Here is a 14,569-nt window from a genome sequence, read left to right on the forward strand (position 1 = left end):
GGGCTGCGTTGAGACCGCAAACCCAACCAGGATAAGGCCTTTGCCTAATTCTCACCCGCCGACACGCTTACTGAAGGGCTAGACGGGCGCCAGCCGTCGGCCGGTCACCTCCAGCTGGCGATCCGTGCTGCCGGCCAGCGCGCGGACCTGTCCGGGCCGCAGCCGCCCGCACAGCCTGCCCCAGTGCACGGCCACCACGTCGCCGACGGCCACGTCCGGCACCGCGCTGTACCCGTCGGACCAGACGTCGAGGCGGCACACCGACGGCTCGGCCAGCGTCAGCGACCGGCCGTCGAACGCCAGTGCGCGGCGCCCCACCTCGACGGCGCTGCCGGAACGGGAAACCACTGTGCCCCAACTGATCCGGCAACTGTCGAGCACCCTCAGGGGGTGCTCGCCGCGGCCCAGGAAACGTGTCCACGGATACACGCCGAACACGTGGAAGCAGTGGTTGGGGGCCGCCTCGCGGGCCAGCTCCGGCGTGAGATGCGACCAGTAGCGGCCCGCCTGCGGTCCGATGATGTCCAGCAGCGCGGCGAGAAAATCGGCGGGGTCCAGTCCGGCGCCGACACCGCCACCGAGCCAATAGGATTCGACGAGCCGGTGATCGAGCGGGTCGGCGATCCCGGTCAGCGCCGACAGCACGCGCAGGTAGGGCCAGGCCCCGGAGAACCGCGCCGCCGCGGCGCGCACCTCCCCGACCGGGCCGTCGCGCAGGGTGGCGCCCAGCGGGGGCCCGCAGTAGCCCAGCGCGTTGGGGGCGTAGGCGTAGCGGGCGAACATCTCTTCGCCGCTGCCGGAGCCGGGCGCCTCGGGCGTCAAGTGCGCCCCGCGAGCTTGACGGCGTCGCGGTGCAGGCGCCCGAAGTTGTAGTAGGCCGCGCACGCCCCCTCGGGGGACACCATGCACGTCCCGATCGGGGTTTCCGGGGTGCACGCGGTGCCGAAAACCTTGCATTCCCAAGGCTTGAGCACACCTTTGAGCACCTCGCCGCACTGGCAGGCCTTGGGGTCGGCGACCCGCACGCCGGGCATCGCGAAGCGCAGCTCGGCGTCGAAGGCGGCGAAGTCGTCATGCAGCCGCAGCGCGCTCTGCGAGATGAACCCCAGGCCCCGCCACTCGAAATGTGGGCGCAACGCGAACACCGTGCCCAGCAGCGCCAGCGCCGCCGGATTGCCGTGTTCGGGGACGACGCGCTTGTACTGGTTCTCCACCTCGCAGCGTCCCTCGCGGATCTGGGTCAGCAGCATCGCGACCGCGGCCAGGATGTCGAGCGGCTCGAAGCCGGCCACCACCAACGGCTTTCCGTAGACATCCGGCACGAAGCGGTAGGGCCGGTTGCCCACGACGGTCGAGACGTGGCCGGGGCCGATGAAGCCGGACAGGCGCAGATCGGGCGACTCGAGGATCGCCTTGATCGGCGGCACGATCGTGACGTGGTTGCAGAACACGCTGAAGTTGCCCACGCCCAGCTCGCGGGCGCGCACCAGCGTGACCGCGGTCGACGGTGCGGTGGTCTCGAAACCGATGGCGAAGAAGATCACCTGCTTGTCCGGGTTGTCGATCGCGATCTTCAGCGCGTCCAGGGGCGAGTAGACGAAGCGCACGTCGGCGCCCTTGGCCTTGGCGTCCAGCAGGCTGCCGCTGGATCCGGGGACGCGCATCATGTCGCCGAAGCAGGTGAAGATCACTCCGGGCTGCCCGGCCAGCCACATGGCGTCGTCGATGCGGCCCATCGGGATCACGCACACCGGACAGCCCGGGCCGTGCACCAGTTCGACGTTGCCGGGCAGCAGGTGTTCGATGCCGTGCCGGTAGATGGTGTGGGTGTGCCCGCCGCACACCTCCATGAACTTGAACTGGCCGCCGTCGCCGGCCAGGCGCTCGATGGCGGCGAGCAGCTTGCGGGCGGCCGCCGGATCGCGGAATTCGTCAACGAATTTCATTGCGCCTCCTCAGGTTATCGCCGACGAGTCGAAGGCTTCCAGCTCGGTGCTGTAGGCGTCGCCGAGCTTCTGGATGGCGGCCAGGGTGAGCAGCGCCTCGGTCTCGTCGATCTTGGCCATCGCGAACCCGACGTGAACCAGCACCCAGTCGTCGGGCGCGGGCAGGTCGTCTTCGAGCAGCCGCACGCTGATCGTGCGCTGCACCCCGCTGACGTCGACTTTCGCCAGATAGTTGGCGGCATCGGTGATCTCGACGATCCGGCCCGGAATGCCAAGGCACATGCGCGTTCTCCTCTCAGCAGATTCGGGGCAGCGGGTCCCCGACGAGCATGTCGACGATCCGGGTGCCGCCGAACCCGGTGCGCAGCACCACGGTTTCGCCCGGCTCGGCGACGATCTCCCCGACCTCGGCCGCCTGCGCGCCCAGCGGATGCGACCGCAGGGCGGCCAGTCCGTCGTCGGCCTGCTCGGGGGCGACGACGGCGACGAGCTTGCCCTCGTTGGCGACGTAGAGCGGGTCGATGCCGAGCATCTCGCAGGCGCCGTTCACCGTGGGCGACACGGGCAGTCGCGCCTCGTCGAGCAGCACGCCGAGGCCGCAGGCCTGTGCGAGCTCGTTGCAGACGGTGCCGACCCCGCCGCGGGTCGCATCCCGCAGCCAGCGGGTGGCCGGGGCGGCCGCCATGAGCAGCTCCACCAGGGGGCTGAGCGACGCGGTGTCGGAACGGATGTCGGCCTCGATGGCCAGGTCGCCCCGGGCCAGCATCACGGCCATGCCGTGCTCGCCCATCGGCCCCGACAACAGCACCTTGTCGCCGACGCGCACCGACGCCGGTGACAGCGCGCGCCCGGCGGGAATGACACCGGCCCCGCTGGTGGTGACGAACAGTCCGTCGGCGGCGCCCCTGGGCACCACCTTCGTGTCGCCGGTGACGATCTGCACGCCGGCGTGCGCCGCGGCGGCCGCCATGTCGGCGACGATCTCCTTGAGCTCGGCGATTCCGAAGCCCTCTTCCAACACGAACGCGACCGAAATCCACGACGGCACCGCGCCGGCCATCGCCAGGTCGTTGCAGGTGCCGTGGACGGCCAGCGCGCCGATCGAGCCGCCCGGAAAGCGCAGGGGCTGCACCACGAACGCATCGGTGGACATCGCGATCCGCTCGCCGCTGGGCAGCGTGAGGACCGCGCCGTCGCCGAGCGGCTCCAGCGCCGGGTTGCGAAACGCCTCCACGAACACCGCGTCGACGAGTGCCGCCGACGCCTTACCGCCCGCTCCGTGCGCCAGGGTCACCTGGTCGTCGAGCAGCCGGGGCCGGCGCCGCCGGAACGACTCGATGCGCTCGATCATCTCGCCCTCGGCGAACCGCGGCCCCGATGACAGGTACTCGCCCGCCGGGTTGCTCATACCGCCCCCACCTCTCGGTCGCCGAAACGCTCGTGGGTGGCCGACCACAGCGCATAGCCGAGCAGCGCCTGGGCCTCCTGAATGCGGTGCACGCTCTGCGAGCGCACGACGAAGCAGCAATCCACATCCGCATTGTCCACGAAGGCGCCGCCGTCGTAGCCGGCGAAGCCGACGGTGTAGAGGCCGCGCGCCCGGGCCTCGGCCAGCGCGGTGAGCAGGTTCGGCGAATTGCCGCTGGTCGACATCGCGATCGCGACGTCGCCCGCTCGCGCGCGCGCGATCAACTGGCGCGCGAACACCAGCTCGAACCCGACGTCGTTGCCCAGCGCGGTCAGGATGGCCGGGTCGGCCGTCAGGGGCCAGGCCGGCAGCGACTTTTCGGGCCGCCCGACCGGTGGCCGGGCGAACAACCGCGCCAACGTGGTGGCATCGGTGCAGCTGCCACCGTTTCCGAAGGTGAAAAGCCGCCCGCCCGCCGCGAAGCGGCGGGCCATCTGAGCGGCGGCGCGATCCAGCAGGTCCGCGTTGGCTTCCAGCGTCGCGCGCCGCAACGCCAGGCTTTCGGCGGCTTTGGCCTGCGCCGAGGCGGCCAGGTCGGCGAGCAGGGCGGCGGGGTCGTCCGCCCCGCAAGCCCGGCCGTCGATGAACGGGTACAGGAAGTTGGTCGGCTCGTCAGTCATCGTCCTCCCCGCAGGGCTCTTCGTCGTCGAGCCGGCTGATCGCCGTACCGGCGTGCAGCACAACCAGATCCCCCGCGGCGACCGGTTCGACGAGCGTCGTCACCACCGTCTCCACGCCCCGCGCGGTGCGCACGGGAGCCTGCCCGTCGACGGAGGCCGCCACCACCTCACCGAGGCGGCCCTCGTCGCCGCAGGTCACGCAGACCGCCTCGGCGCCCCCGGGTTCGAGCAGGCCCGAATGCTCGAAACACACGTGCGTCAGCTCCCACAGCAGGTGGTAGAACAGCACGAAGCCGCCCGTCGCGGGCACGCGCGGGTCGGGGTCGTCGAGCCACAGCACGTGGTCGGCCGCACCGGTCGCGGGTCGCCGCCCGCTGCCGATCCAGACCGTGGTGGCGCCCCACGCCGGCGCGCGGCGCAGCACGGAACGCACCCGCGCGTCGTCGGCGCCCGACACCGCGACCACGATGTCGCCGGGCCGCACCGAGACCCGCGTCAGGTCGACGATGCCCGGTCCGGTCAGCGCCACCGCGGGCAGCGCGCGTTTGCCCATGATCACCGGGTGCACGAACTCGACCGCGATGTGCAGCGCGTGCGGTTCCCACGACGGCGCGATCGACCACATCGTGGCGCCCGCCGCGAACCGCCTGGCCAGTGTGAACGCGGTGGCGGCCAGGTCCCGGGCCAGCTCCGCGCCGAGCCCGCGATCGACGGCCGTGGCGGGGTTGGGCTTCACGGCCCGGCCCCCTCGAGCGCGGTCAGCATCGAGACCGCGGCCTGCCCGAGCGCCAGCCCACCGTCGTTGGGCGGTACCGTGCGGTGGATAAGCACCTCGAAACCGTTGCGCTGCAACAGAGTACGGCAGGATTGCAGCAACAGCACGTTCTGGAAAACGCCGCCGGTGAGGCCGACGAGCCGGGTCGGGCCGGCGACCCGGCCGACCGCCGTGGCGACCGCGCCGGCGACCGCCCGGTGGAACGACGCGGCCAGCAGCGCCGGCCGGGTGCCGGCGTACAGCGCCGAAACCAGCGTCTGCACCAGGGGGGCGGGATCGATCACCCCGTCGGCCCGCACCGCCAGCGGCAACGACGGCCCGGGCGCGTCGCCGGCCGACTCGGCCAGCGCCTCGAGCTCGATCGCGGCCTGGCCCTCGTAGTCGATCCGGTGCCGCACGCCCAGCAGCGAGGCGACCGCGTCGAAAAGCCGGCCCATGCTCGAGCACGGCACACATCCCGTGCCGCTGTCCAGTTGCGAACGGACGAGCGCCAATTCCTGCGGGTCTGCCGCGGCGACCGGTGCCAGGTCCGGGGTCCAGTCGAGGTCGGCCGCCCACAACTGGGCCAGCGCCATCCGCCACGGGTTGCGCACCGCGGTGTCGCCGCCCGGCAACGGCACCGGCAGCAGGTGGGCGGCCCGCACGAACCGGTGACTGTCGGGGCCGAGCCGCAGGATCTCGCCGCCCCAGATGGTGTGGTCGCAGCCGTAGCCGGTGCCGTCGAACGCGACCCCGATGATCGGTTCGCCGATGCGCCCGTGCTCGGCCAGCAGCGACACCACGTGGGCGTGATGGTGCTGGACCAGGTCCAGCGGGCGATCGCCCACGTGGCGTTCCGCCCACCCCCGGGTGTGATATGCCGGGTGCAGGTCGGCGGCCAAACGCGCCGGGGCGCTGCGTATCTCGCTGAGCTGTTCGACCGCGCGCCCGAACGCGCGCACCGTCTCCCAGGTGCCCATGTCGCCGATGTGCCCGGACAGGTAGGCGCGGGAGCCGTCGGTGAGGCAGCAGGTGTTCTTCAGCTCCCCGCCGACGGCCAGCACCGCGGGGCCCTCGCGGCCCAGGTCTACGGGCAGCGGTGCGTAGCCGCGGGAACGCCGGATGGGCAGCTCTGCGGCCCCTGCCCGGTCTGTGACGACGCGCACCACCGAGTCGTCGCACGGCACGTGGATGGGCCGGTCGTGGTCGAGCACCGCGTCGCACAGGGCCGGAAGCCGCTGCGCGGCGTCGGCGTCGGTGAAGCAGATGGGCTCGTCGGAGCGGTTGGCGCTGGTCAACACCAACGCGTCGGGCACCCGCCCGCCGGCGCCCGGGACGGGCGCCAGCAGCAGGTGGTGAACGGGGGAGTACGGCAGCATCAGCCCCAGCAACGGGCTGCCGGGCGCGACCGCGTCGGCGACCGGCGCCCCGGGCCGGCGCGCGAGCAGCACGACCGGCCGGGCCGGGCCCGAGAGCACGGCGGCCTCGGCGTCAGAGATCGCGGCGTAGCGGCGCGCGACGTCGAGATCACGGACCAGGATCGCGAACGGCTTGGCGCCGCGCGCTTTCCGGGTCCGCAGCGCCGTCACCGCCCGCTGATCGTCGGCGAGGCAGGCCAGGTGGTAACCGCCGATGCCCTTGACGGCCACCACCGCGCCGGCGGCCAGCGCGCGTTGGGCCGCGGCCAGCGCGGCGTCGGCGCCCTCAACCCGGCCTTCGGGCGAGGAAGGGCGCGCGCAGAACCACAGCGAGGGGCCGCAATCGGGGCACGCGATGGGCTGTGCGTGAAACCGGCGATCGGCGGGATCGGCGTATTCGCGGGCGCACCGCGCGCACATCGCGAACGCCGCCATCGTGGTCGCGGGGCGGTCGTAGGGCAGCGTGCGGATGATGGTGAAGCGCGGACCGCAGTTGGTGCACGTGACGAACGGGTGGCGGTGGCGCCGGTCGCCGGGGTCGAACAACTCGGCGACGCAGTCGTCGCAGACCGCGATGTCGGGCGGGATCGGCGTCGTGGCACCGGCGACCCTCTCGCTGGCGGCGATGTCGAACCCGCGGCCGGTGCCGGGGGTGACGTCGATGTCGACGGCGGCAATGGTGCCGATCCGCGCCAGCGGCGGGGCCTCGGCGCGCAGCCGGCGCCCGAACTCGCGCACCCGCGCGGGGTGCCCCTGCACCTCGAGGAAGACCGCGCCCGAGTCGTTGCCGACGAATCCGGCCAGTCCGAGCTCGGTCGCAAGACGATGGACGAAGGGACGGAAGCCGACCCCCTGGACGACACCGGTCACCGTGAGGCGCTGCCGCACGTGATCGGATCGCAGCATCAGGGCGGGGCTGGTCATCTCAACCGCCCTGCGGGCCGGCCGTCGGGTCGCCACCGCCGCGGCCCATCAGCTCCAGGCCGGCCATCGCCTGATCGGCCCCGGCGCGGTCGGTCTTCTCCACCACGAACCCCATGTGGATGATGACCCAGTCGCCCGGGGCGAACGTCTCCTCGGGCAGCATGCCGACGTTGACGCGCCGCTGCTCGCCGGCGACGTCGACCAGCGCGAGCTGTCCCGCGTAGCCGTCCAGCATCCCGATCACCCGTCCCGGTATCCCCAGACACATGCTCAACACTCCTCCGGCGCCGCGGCGAACCCGGAAACCGAAGACGCCGGGGTCTGCAGCGCCTCGACGATGTCCTCGACGGCCCGGGCCGCCCGCGCGACGGCATTGGCGACGGGTTCGGTCAGGCCGATTCCCTCCTCGACGCTACCCGCTTCGCAGCCCACGACCACCGTGTAGGGCGGGCTGCCGCCCAGCGCCCGCAGACTGGCGAACACCGCCGCCGGGTCCATGCCGTGCGCGTCCACCGCGGGCGTTTCGGCCGGCGCCTCGTGGTCGGCCTGGAACACGTGCAGGGTGCCCGGACTGCCTCGGCTCGGTAGCGCGTCGACGAGAACCAGCGTGTCCCAGCCGTCGAGCAGGTCGTAGGCCAGATGCATCCCCCTGATGCCGTAGTCGACGACGCGGACGCCCGGGTCGTCGCGCGGGATCTCGGCGTTGCGGACCACCTCCGAGCCGAATCCGTCGTCCCCCAGGAAGATGTTGCCGATGCCGGCCACCAGGATGCGGGCTGTCATCACAGCGCCCGCCGGCTACATCCGCCTCAGTTTGAGGTAGCGGCGGGCATCCGGCAGCGACACCACTCCCATCACCACCGCGGCCGTGACCACCAACGCGATGATGGCCAGGAAGATCCACCCTAGAACGTCCATGTCGCACTCCTTTCCGTGCTGCTGTTCTCCGGCTCCAGCGGCTCGACCTCGTCGGGGGAGAAGTACAGATAGCGCCCGTACCAGTCGTGCAGGTCGGCCGCCGGATCGTCGTCGACGACCACCCCGACGTGCGTGTTGCCCTCGACGTCGGCATGCACCGACGTGACACGGGCGGTCCTGCCGGCGACGAAGATGTCCTGGGCGTCGGCGTTGCGGCGCGGGTGCAACCGGACCCGGCTGCCGCGCGCCACCCGGATCCCGTTCACCAGCACCGCGTCGCTCTCGGGGCGGACGGCGCCGTCGGCCAGCGGATCCCACCAGTCGACGCCCCCGGGGATCTCGGGCACCAGTCCCGCGGGCGCGTGCGGATCGCGCAGCACGCCGTGCAGGCGCGCCATCGCCTCGGGCGACGTGGCATCGCAGCGGTCGATGATCTGCGCGGCCCGCGGGTCGGTGGCCCGGGCCTGCGCCTTCTCCTCGTCGGTCATCGTCATCACGCGCAGGGTGAGAATCTCGTCGATCTCGGTGCAGTCGTACAGGGCGGTGTTGCTCTGCTCGGCAACCTCGGGGTGGTCGTAGAGGATGATCGGGGAGATCAGCAACACGTCGCCGGTGCCCGGCGGGCCGGCCAGCACGGGGAAGCAGCGGTGCCGGCCGCACCGCGCCACCGCGGCGGCCGCGGCGGCCGGCGGTTCGAGCAGCGAAACGAACCGGCCGCCGGCGACTTCGGCGATCACGTGCGTGCCGATCATGGACCGCGCGATCGCGTCGGCCTTGTCGGCGGCGCCGCGGCCGGTGTTGGCCACCCGCACCGAGACCCGGTGCAGGTCCCCGTCCGGCCGGGCGGTGACCGTCAGCTCGCCGCACACCTGCCGGCGTTCGCGGACCAGCCGGCCGCCGTCGAGCAGTTCGACGTCGGTTACCGCGTGCGCCACCAGCGGAAAGGTCCAGGGCTGCTCGTCGAACGCCAACGGGCCGAACGACATTTCGCATTCGATCGCCTCGTCCCAGGACATCCACGACCCGGCCGGCGTGGTCAGTTCGCCCACGGGCGCGAAGCCGCCGCCCCCGACCTCGCGTTCGGCCCGGCGGTGCTGCAGCTGCAGGAACCGCACCACCACGGTGATCGCCGGCGCCCCGTCGACCAGGAAGTCCGCGGCCATGGCGTCGTCCTCGCCGAGGCCCGCGGCGGCCGCGCCCGGTGGCCCCAGAACCCCGAACTGCCAACGCGACTGGTTCTTGCCGGACGTCCCGCGGTAGGGGTAGAGCAGGTAGCCCTCGTAGAGCACCGCGTCGGCGACGGCGCGGGCCCGGTCCCAGCCGGAGGCCCGGGGTGCGGTCACCGTGCGGCCTCCCGCTCGGCGTCCAGCAGCGAGGTGACCGCACGGTCGAGGTCGAGCAGCCCGCGCGCCGACTTGTAGCGGGCCAACGCGGCGACGGTTTCGTGGCTCAGCCGCACCCAGCCGGTGTCGGGGTAGTGCTGCGCGATTAGCTCCCGCCACACCGCGACCGGCATGTCGTGGCGGCACTCGCAGTCCCACGGCACCTGCTGAACCGAGAACCCGCGGTCGTTCTTGACGAACATCGTTCCGCTGAACAGGAATTGGAGGGGCAATGCCCCGTCCCGCAGGGCGTGTGCGTACTTGGCGGCCGTCACCTCGAAGTCGTAGGTGCAGTCCAGCGCAAGCGTCATCGTCGTGTGTCCGGCGAATCCCGGCACCATCGCGGCGCAGTGCTGCCACAGGAACGTGCGCTGGGTGTCGGCCCAGCGCTCGCGGCCGCCGAACAGGTCGAGCAGTCCGGCCGCCTCGGCGTCGGAGTAGGAGCGCCGCAGCGGTTCGATGCGGACCTGGCAGCGCAGCGCGATGGCGTGCACCGTGCCGGTGTGAGCGTCCGGGCCGCCGGCGGTGATGCCGACGCGCGCGGTGAGCACCGGTGTGACGCTGTACGGTTCGGGCGCCACGTCGTGGACGGCGAATGCCACGTCGATCGGCTGCTCGGTCATCGGGGCCTCGCCACGGCGCGGGCGGCGAGCCGAGCGAAGAAGTCGTCGATGAACGCACGCGCATCCTGGCCGCCGTCGAAACCGCGCCACAGCATGCGCAGGCGCCCGACGAACTCGTAGCAGGCGTCGATCGGGACCAGAAAGCTTTGCGGCTCGGCCGCTTCGGGCCCGTCCTGAGCGCGGACCAGCAACGCCTCCACGTCGTCGGCCGGCAGTCCCGCCCGCGGGTCCGCGCCCGCCAGGGCGTTCCAGGTGTCCAGGTCGAGCTCGGACTCGCATGCCCCGGCCGGGCCGGGGTAGAAGGCGACGGTGCGCCCGAGGGCGGAGTTGGTGAAGAAGAACGCCACGCCGACCGGGATCTGCAGCGCTTCCCAGGCCCGGCGGTCCAGCGCGAAATCCGGGAAGGCGAGGTACCGGTCGGGCACCGCCCGGTAGCGCAGCTCGGCCGCAGGGTCGGTGAACAGCAGATAGCACGCGCGGCAGACGCACATCAGTTGCCGGGCGGCCACGCTCACCACGTGCTGATGTTCGTCGCCGATCGGCTCCGCGCACATCTCGCACCGCTCGCCGACGGCTTCGGGGAGCGGCCGGTTCGCGGTGATGCGGGCCAGCACGTCGTAGGGGCTGGTCATGTCCCGGCCCCCAGCGGTTCGCCCCGCAGCGCCACCGACAGCACACCGTCTCGAAGCAGCACCGGAATCGGTTGCAGGTGATCACCGTTGGCGCCGGCTCCGGCGTGGACGGCGTCGAACCCGGTGTTGCAGCGCGGGCATTCCAGCATCCTGGCGCGCAGTCGCGCCCCGGCGAGCGTGTCGTCACACACCGGACAGCGGTCCCGGTAGGCGAACAACTGATCGTCGACCCGGCAAGCCAGCAACGTGGTGCCGTCGACGGAGAAGCCCGCCACCTCGCCGGGTTCCAGCCCGGCCAGTTCGGGCGCCGGATGCCAGGCCGTCGCGCCGGGGCCGTCCGAACGGACATGGCCACCCACGCGGAGGTAAGCCAGCAGGGATTCGGCGGGAATCATGCCGGTGGCGGGTTCGGCCGCCACCACCTCGATCGTGCAGACCTCCGGCGCGGCGGCGCGGATCGCGTCCTGGACCGCCAGCTCCAGCGTGACCGCCGACGACGGGCAGCTCTTGCAGCTGCCCGTGAAGGCCAGCCGCACGGTGTCGCCGTCGATCGCGACCAGGTCGACGTCTCCGCCGTGTGAGCCGAGATACGGGCGGACCCGATCGAGGGCGTCGCAGACCCGGCGCCGCACGTCGTGCGGGTGCAGGCCGTGCACGAGGAGCAGGCTGGCCACCAGGTCGTCGGTGGCCAGCCGCTCGGCCAACCCGGGGTCGCCGGCCAACCCCATGATCCGTTCCAGCCCGGCCCCGTACAGCTCGACCACCTCGCGGACCAGTTGCTGGGCGCGCTCATACGCGGCCGCCCCACCCGCCGCGGCGGAATCCAGCAGCGCCTGGATCCGATCTCCCGCGGTGCGCCACTGCGCGTCGTTGCCGGGGTCGGCCAACGGGCTCGTCGGGCGATCCGGCGTTGTCATTGCGGGGGTCTACTCCCCGACGGGTGACTGCGTGGGTGTGTGCAGTCTTTCCAGGGTCTTGCCCTTGCCCAGGTACATGTGCACGCCGCAGGGCAGGCACGGGTCGAAGCTGCGCACCGTGCGCATGACGTCGATGCCCTTGAAGTTCTCCCGGCCGTTCTCCTCGAAGATCGGCTGGCCCTGCACCGCGTCCTCGTAGGGGCCGGGCGTGCCGTAGCTGTCGCGCGGGTTGGCGTTCCACGGGGTCGGCGGATACGGGTGGTAGTTGGCGATCTTGCCGTCCCGGATCACCAGGTGATGGCTGAGCACCCCGCGCACCGCCTCGGTGAAGCCGCAGCCGATGCCCTCGTCGGGCACCTCGAAGCGCTCCCAGGTCTTGGTGCGCCCGGCGCGGATCTCGGCGAGCGCCTTCTCGGCGAAGTGCAGCGCGCACGCCGCCGCGTAGGCCTGGAAGTAGGTGCGGGCGCGGTCGCGCTCGATCGTGTTGCTGCCGTACTTGGGCACCTTCCACTCGAACTCGACGGGGCCCTTCAGCGCGGTCTTGGGCAGGTTGATCTTGACGCTGTCGCCGGTCGCCTTGACATAGCCGATGTCGACCAGCCCGGCCAGCGCGGTCGCCCACAGCCGGGCCAGCGGGCCGCCGCCGGTGTCCAGCGCCAGGTGGTCCTTGCCGTCGAACCAGCGCGGCGACATCACCCAGCTGTACTTTCCGCCGTCCATGTCCCGCTTCTGCGGGTGCGGATTGGTGTGCTGGTTCCACGGGTGGCGCCGGTCCACGGCGTTACCCAGCGGATCGGCGTGCACGAACATCTCCTGATCGGTCCAGTCGTCGTAGTACGAACTGCCCAGCAGGATCCGGATGCCCAGGTTGATGTCGACCAGCGAGTGGGTGACCAGCTTGCCGTCGACCACCACGCCCGGGGTGACGAACATCGCGTTGCCCCAGCGCTCCATGTCCTTGTACTCGAAGTTGCACACCTCGGGGTCCTGGAACGATCCCCAGCAGCCGAGCAGGGTGCGGCGCAGCCCGACCTTCTCGTAACCGGGCAGCGCCTCGTAGAAGAAGTCGAACAGGTCGTCGTGCATCGGCACGACCTTCTTCATGAACTCGACGTAGCGCATCAGCCGCGTCATGTAGTCGGTCATCAGCTGGATGGTCGCGACCGTGCCGACCCCGCCGGGGTACAGCGTGGACGGGTGCACGTGGCGACCCTCCATGAGGCAGAACATCTCTCGCGTGTACCGGGACACCTGCAGCGCCTCGCGGTAGAACTCGCCGCTGAACGGGTTGAGCGAGCGCATGATGTCGGCGATCGTCTTGTACCCGTGCGCATCGGCGTGCGGCGCCGCCGTCTTCTCGGCCTGGGCGAGCACGCTCGGGTTGGTCTCGGAGACCATCTTCTCGCAGAAGTCCACGCCGACCAGGTTCTCCTGGAAGATGTTGTGGTCGAACATGTATTCCGCGGCCTCGCCGAGGTTGACGATCCACTCGCCCAGATGCGGCGGCTTGACGCCGTAGGCCATGTTCTGCGCGTAGCACGAACACGTCGCGTGGTTGTCGCCGCAGATGCCGCAGATGCGGCTGGTGATGAAGTGCGCGTCGCGCGGGTCTTTGCCCTTCATGAAGATCGAGTAACCGCGAAAGATCGACGACGTGCTGTGGCACTCGACGACCTCTCTGTTCTCGAAGTCGATCTTGGTGTAGATGCCGAGGCTGCCGACGATCCGGGTGATCGGGTCCCAGGCCATCTCGACGAGTTGGCCGGGTTCCCGCTTGGCGGTGGTCGGTTCGGGGACGATAGTGGTCATCGATGTCTCCGTCTGCGGTGTCTGAGGTGTCTGCGGTGTCTGCGGTGAGAATCCCGCGGTGAGGTTTCAGCGCCCGGCTCACCCGGTGCCTACCAGGTTCGCCGCGCTCCGGTGGTGAGTTGGTTGCCGTTGTGCCGCCACCGCGGCTCCTTGTCGACCGTGCGGGCCGTGATACCCCTCAAATTGCGAATCACGGCCCCGTACAGGCCGACCGCATTCGTGGAGACCTTGCCTCCCGGCGGCTCGTCCATGAACGGCATGAACTTGTCGGGGAAGCCGGGCATGGTGCACCCGATGCAGATGCCGCCGACGTTCGGGCACCCCCCGACGCCGTTGATCCATCCGCGCTTGGGCACGTTGCATTTGACGACCGGTCCCCAACAGCCAAGCTTGACAATGCATTTCGGCGATCCATACTCGGTGGCGAAATCGCCCTGCTCGTAGTAGCCGGCCCGGTCGCACCCCTCGTGCACGGTGTTGCCGAACAGCCATTGGGGGCGCAGCGCGTCGTCGAGCGGGATCATCGGCGCCTGGCCGGTCGCCATGTAGAGCAGGTAGGTCAGCGTCTCCGACAGGTTGTCCGGATGGATCGGGCAGCCGGGAACGCAGACGATCGGGATGCCGGCCTTGCTCTTCCAGTCCCAGCCGAGATAGTCCGGCACACCCATCGCCCCGGTCGGATTGCCCGCCATCGCATGGATCCCGCCGTAGGTCGCGCAGGTGCCGACGGCGACGACCGCGGTGGCCTTGGGTGTCAGCCGGTCGAGCCACTCGCTGGTGGTCATCGGCTGGCCGGTGGCCGGGTCGTTGCCGAAGCCGCACCAGTAACCCTCGTCCTTGATCTTCTCGTTGGGGATGGAGCCCTCGACGACCAGCACGAAGGGTTCCAGTTCGCCGCGGTCGGCCTTGAAGAACCACGCGAGGAAGTCGTCGGCCCCTCCCGTGGGGCCGCATTCGAAATCGATCAGGGGCCAGTGCACGGCGACCTTCGGCAAGCCCGGGAGCGCGCCGAGTGCGATCTCCTCGACGCTGGGCTGGGTGGCGGCGGTCAACGCCACCGAATCACCGTCGCAACTGAGCCCCGCATTGATCCAGAGAACGTGGATCAGCGTTTCTTCTGCTTTGACCGCCGCTTCTGTTCGCATGCTGCAGCTTTCC

The 14,569-nt window shown here is 71.0% G+C and carries 16 protein-coding genes; all 16 read right to left on the reverse strand.

All coding sequences use genetic code 11. The features are described 5' to 3' along the window. Nucleotides 1–78: 78 nt before the first annotated feature. Nucleotides 79–822, reverse strand: coding sequence for a DUF6390 family protein (locus FPZ47_RS13685; RefSeq protein WP_342781100.1), 744 nt, complete (start codon nucleotides 820–822; stop codon nucleotides 79–81). Then, the gene (hypD, locus tag FPZ47_RS13690; RefSeq protein ID WP_144957178.1) at nucleotides 819–1,946 is read right to left on the reverse strand and encodes a hydrogenase formation protein HypD; all 1,128 of its coding nucleotides are present in this window, start codon (nucleotides 1,944–1,946) and stop codon (nucleotides 819–821) included. The genes FPZ47_RS13685 and hypD overlap by 4 nt, the downstream gene beginning before the upstream one ends. A gap of 9 nt (nucleotides 1,947–1,955) precedes the next feature. Beyond that, nucleotides 1,956–2,228, reverse strand: coding sequence for a HypC/HybG/HupF family hydrogenase formation chaperone (locus FPZ47_RS13695; protein WP_144957180.1), 273 nt, complete (start codon nucleotides 2,226–2,228; stop codon nucleotides 1,956–1,958). Between the two features lie 13 nt (nucleotides 2,229–2,241). Beyond that, the gene (gene hypE / locus FPZ47_RS13700; RefSeq protein ID WP_144957183.1) at nucleotides 2,242–3,354 is read right to left on the reverse strand and encodes a hydrogenase expression/formation protein HypE; all 1,113 of its coding nucleotides are present in this window, start codon (nucleotides 3,352–3,354) and stop codon (nucleotides 2,242–2,244) included. After that, nucleotides 3,351–4,034, reverse strand: a complete 684-nt coding sequence (locus FPZ47_RS13705) for a D-sedoheptulose-7-phosphate isomerase (RefSeq protein WP_145039464.1) — start codon at nucleotides 4,032–4,034, stop codon at nucleotides 3,351–3,353. Before FPZ47_RS13705 ends, hypE begins: the two co-directional genes overlap by 4 nt. Beyond that, entirely contained in the window at nucleotides 4,027–4,770 is a 744-nt protein-coding gene (locus FPZ47_RS13710) for a HypC/HybG/HupF family hydrogenase formation chaperone (protein WP_144952467.1), read from the reverse strand. The genes FPZ47_RS13705 and FPZ47_RS13710 overlap by 8 nt, the downstream gene beginning before the upstream one ends. Then, nucleotides 4,767–7,130, reverse strand: a complete 2,364-nt coding sequence (gene hypF / locus FPZ47_RS13715) for a carbamoyltransferase HypF (RefSeq protein ID WP_144952465.1) — start codon at nucleotides 7,128–7,130, stop codon at nucleotides 4,767–4,769. Before hypF ends, FPZ47_RS13710 begins: the two co-directional genes overlap by 4 nt. Nucleotide 7,131: 1 nt before the next feature. Beyond that, on the reverse strand, nucleotides 7,132–7,398 hold the full coding sequence (locus FPZ47_RS13720) for a HypC/HybG/HupF family hydrogenase formation chaperone (RefSeq protein WP_144952463.1): 267 nt from the start codon (nucleotides 7,396–7,398) through the stop codon (nucleotides 7,132–7,134). Between the two features lie 2 nt (nucleotides 7,399–7,400). Beyond that, nucleotides 7,401–7,913, reverse strand: coding sequence for a hydrogenase maturation protease (locus tag FPZ47_RS13725; RefSeq protein ID WP_144952461.1), 513 nt, complete (start codon nucleotides 7,911–7,913; stop codon nucleotides 7,401–7,403). A 15-nt stretch (nucleotides 7,914–7,928) separates the two neighbouring features. Next, the gene (locus FPZ47_RS30655) at nucleotides 7,929–8,048 is read right to left on the reverse strand and encodes a DUF6893 family small protein (protein ID WP_425461798.1); all 120 of its coding nucleotides are present in this window, start codon (nucleotides 8,046–8,048) and stop codon (nucleotides 7,929–7,931) included. Further along, nucleotides 8,036–9,391: a hypothetical protein gene (locus FPZ47_RS13730; RefSeq protein WP_144952459.1), complete on the reverse strand. Its 1,356-nt coding sequence runs from the start codon at nucleotides 9,389–9,391 to the stop codon at nucleotides 8,036–8,038. The genes FPZ47_RS30655 and FPZ47_RS13730 overlap by 13 nt, the downstream gene beginning before the upstream one ends. Further along, the gene (locus FPZ47_RS13735) at nucleotides 9,388–10,053 is read right to left on the reverse strand and encodes a DUF6084 family protein (RefSeq protein ID WP_144952457.1); all 666 of its coding nucleotides are present in this window, start codon (nucleotides 10,051–10,053) and stop codon (nucleotides 9,388–9,390) included. The genes FPZ47_RS13730 and FPZ47_RS13735 overlap by 4 nt, the downstream gene beginning before the upstream one ends. After that, nucleotides 10,050–10,685: a DUF5947 family protein gene (locus FPZ47_RS13740; protein WP_144952455.1), complete on the reverse strand. Its 636-nt coding sequence runs from the start codon at nucleotides 10,683–10,685 to the stop codon at nucleotides 10,050–10,052. Before FPZ47_RS13740 ends, FPZ47_RS13735 begins: the two co-directional genes overlap by 4 nt. Next, nucleotides 10,682–11,602, reverse strand: a complete 921-nt coding sequence (locus FPZ47_RS13745; protein ID WP_144952453.1) for a NifU family protein — start codon at nucleotides 11,600–11,602, stop codon at nucleotides 10,682–10,684. Before FPZ47_RS13745 ends, FPZ47_RS13740 begins: the two co-directional genes overlap by 4 nt. Before the next feature lie 9 nt (nucleotides 11,603–11,611). Further along, on the reverse strand, nucleotides 11,612–13,411 hold the full coding sequence (locus FPZ47_RS13750) for a nickel-dependent hydrogenase large subunit (RefSeq protein WP_144952451.1): 1,800 nt from the start codon (nucleotides 13,409–13,411) through the stop codon (nucleotides 11,612–11,614). Nucleotides 13,412–13,500: 89 nt separating this feature from the next. Continuing rightward, the gene (locus tag FPZ47_RS13755; RefSeq protein WP_144952449.1) at nucleotides 13,501–14,556 is read right to left on the reverse strand and encodes an NADH-quinone oxidoreductase subunit B family protein; all 1,056 of its coding nucleotides are present in this window, start codon (nucleotides 14,554–14,556) and stop codon (nucleotides 13,501–13,503) included. Nucleotides 14,557–14,569 lie beyond the last annotated feature (13 nt).

The organism is Mycobacterium helveticum (assembly GCF_007714205.1).
GTDB classification, from domain to species: Bacteria; Actinomycetota; Actinomycetes; order Mycobacteriales; family Mycobacteriaceae; genus Mycobacterium; species Mycobacterium helveticum.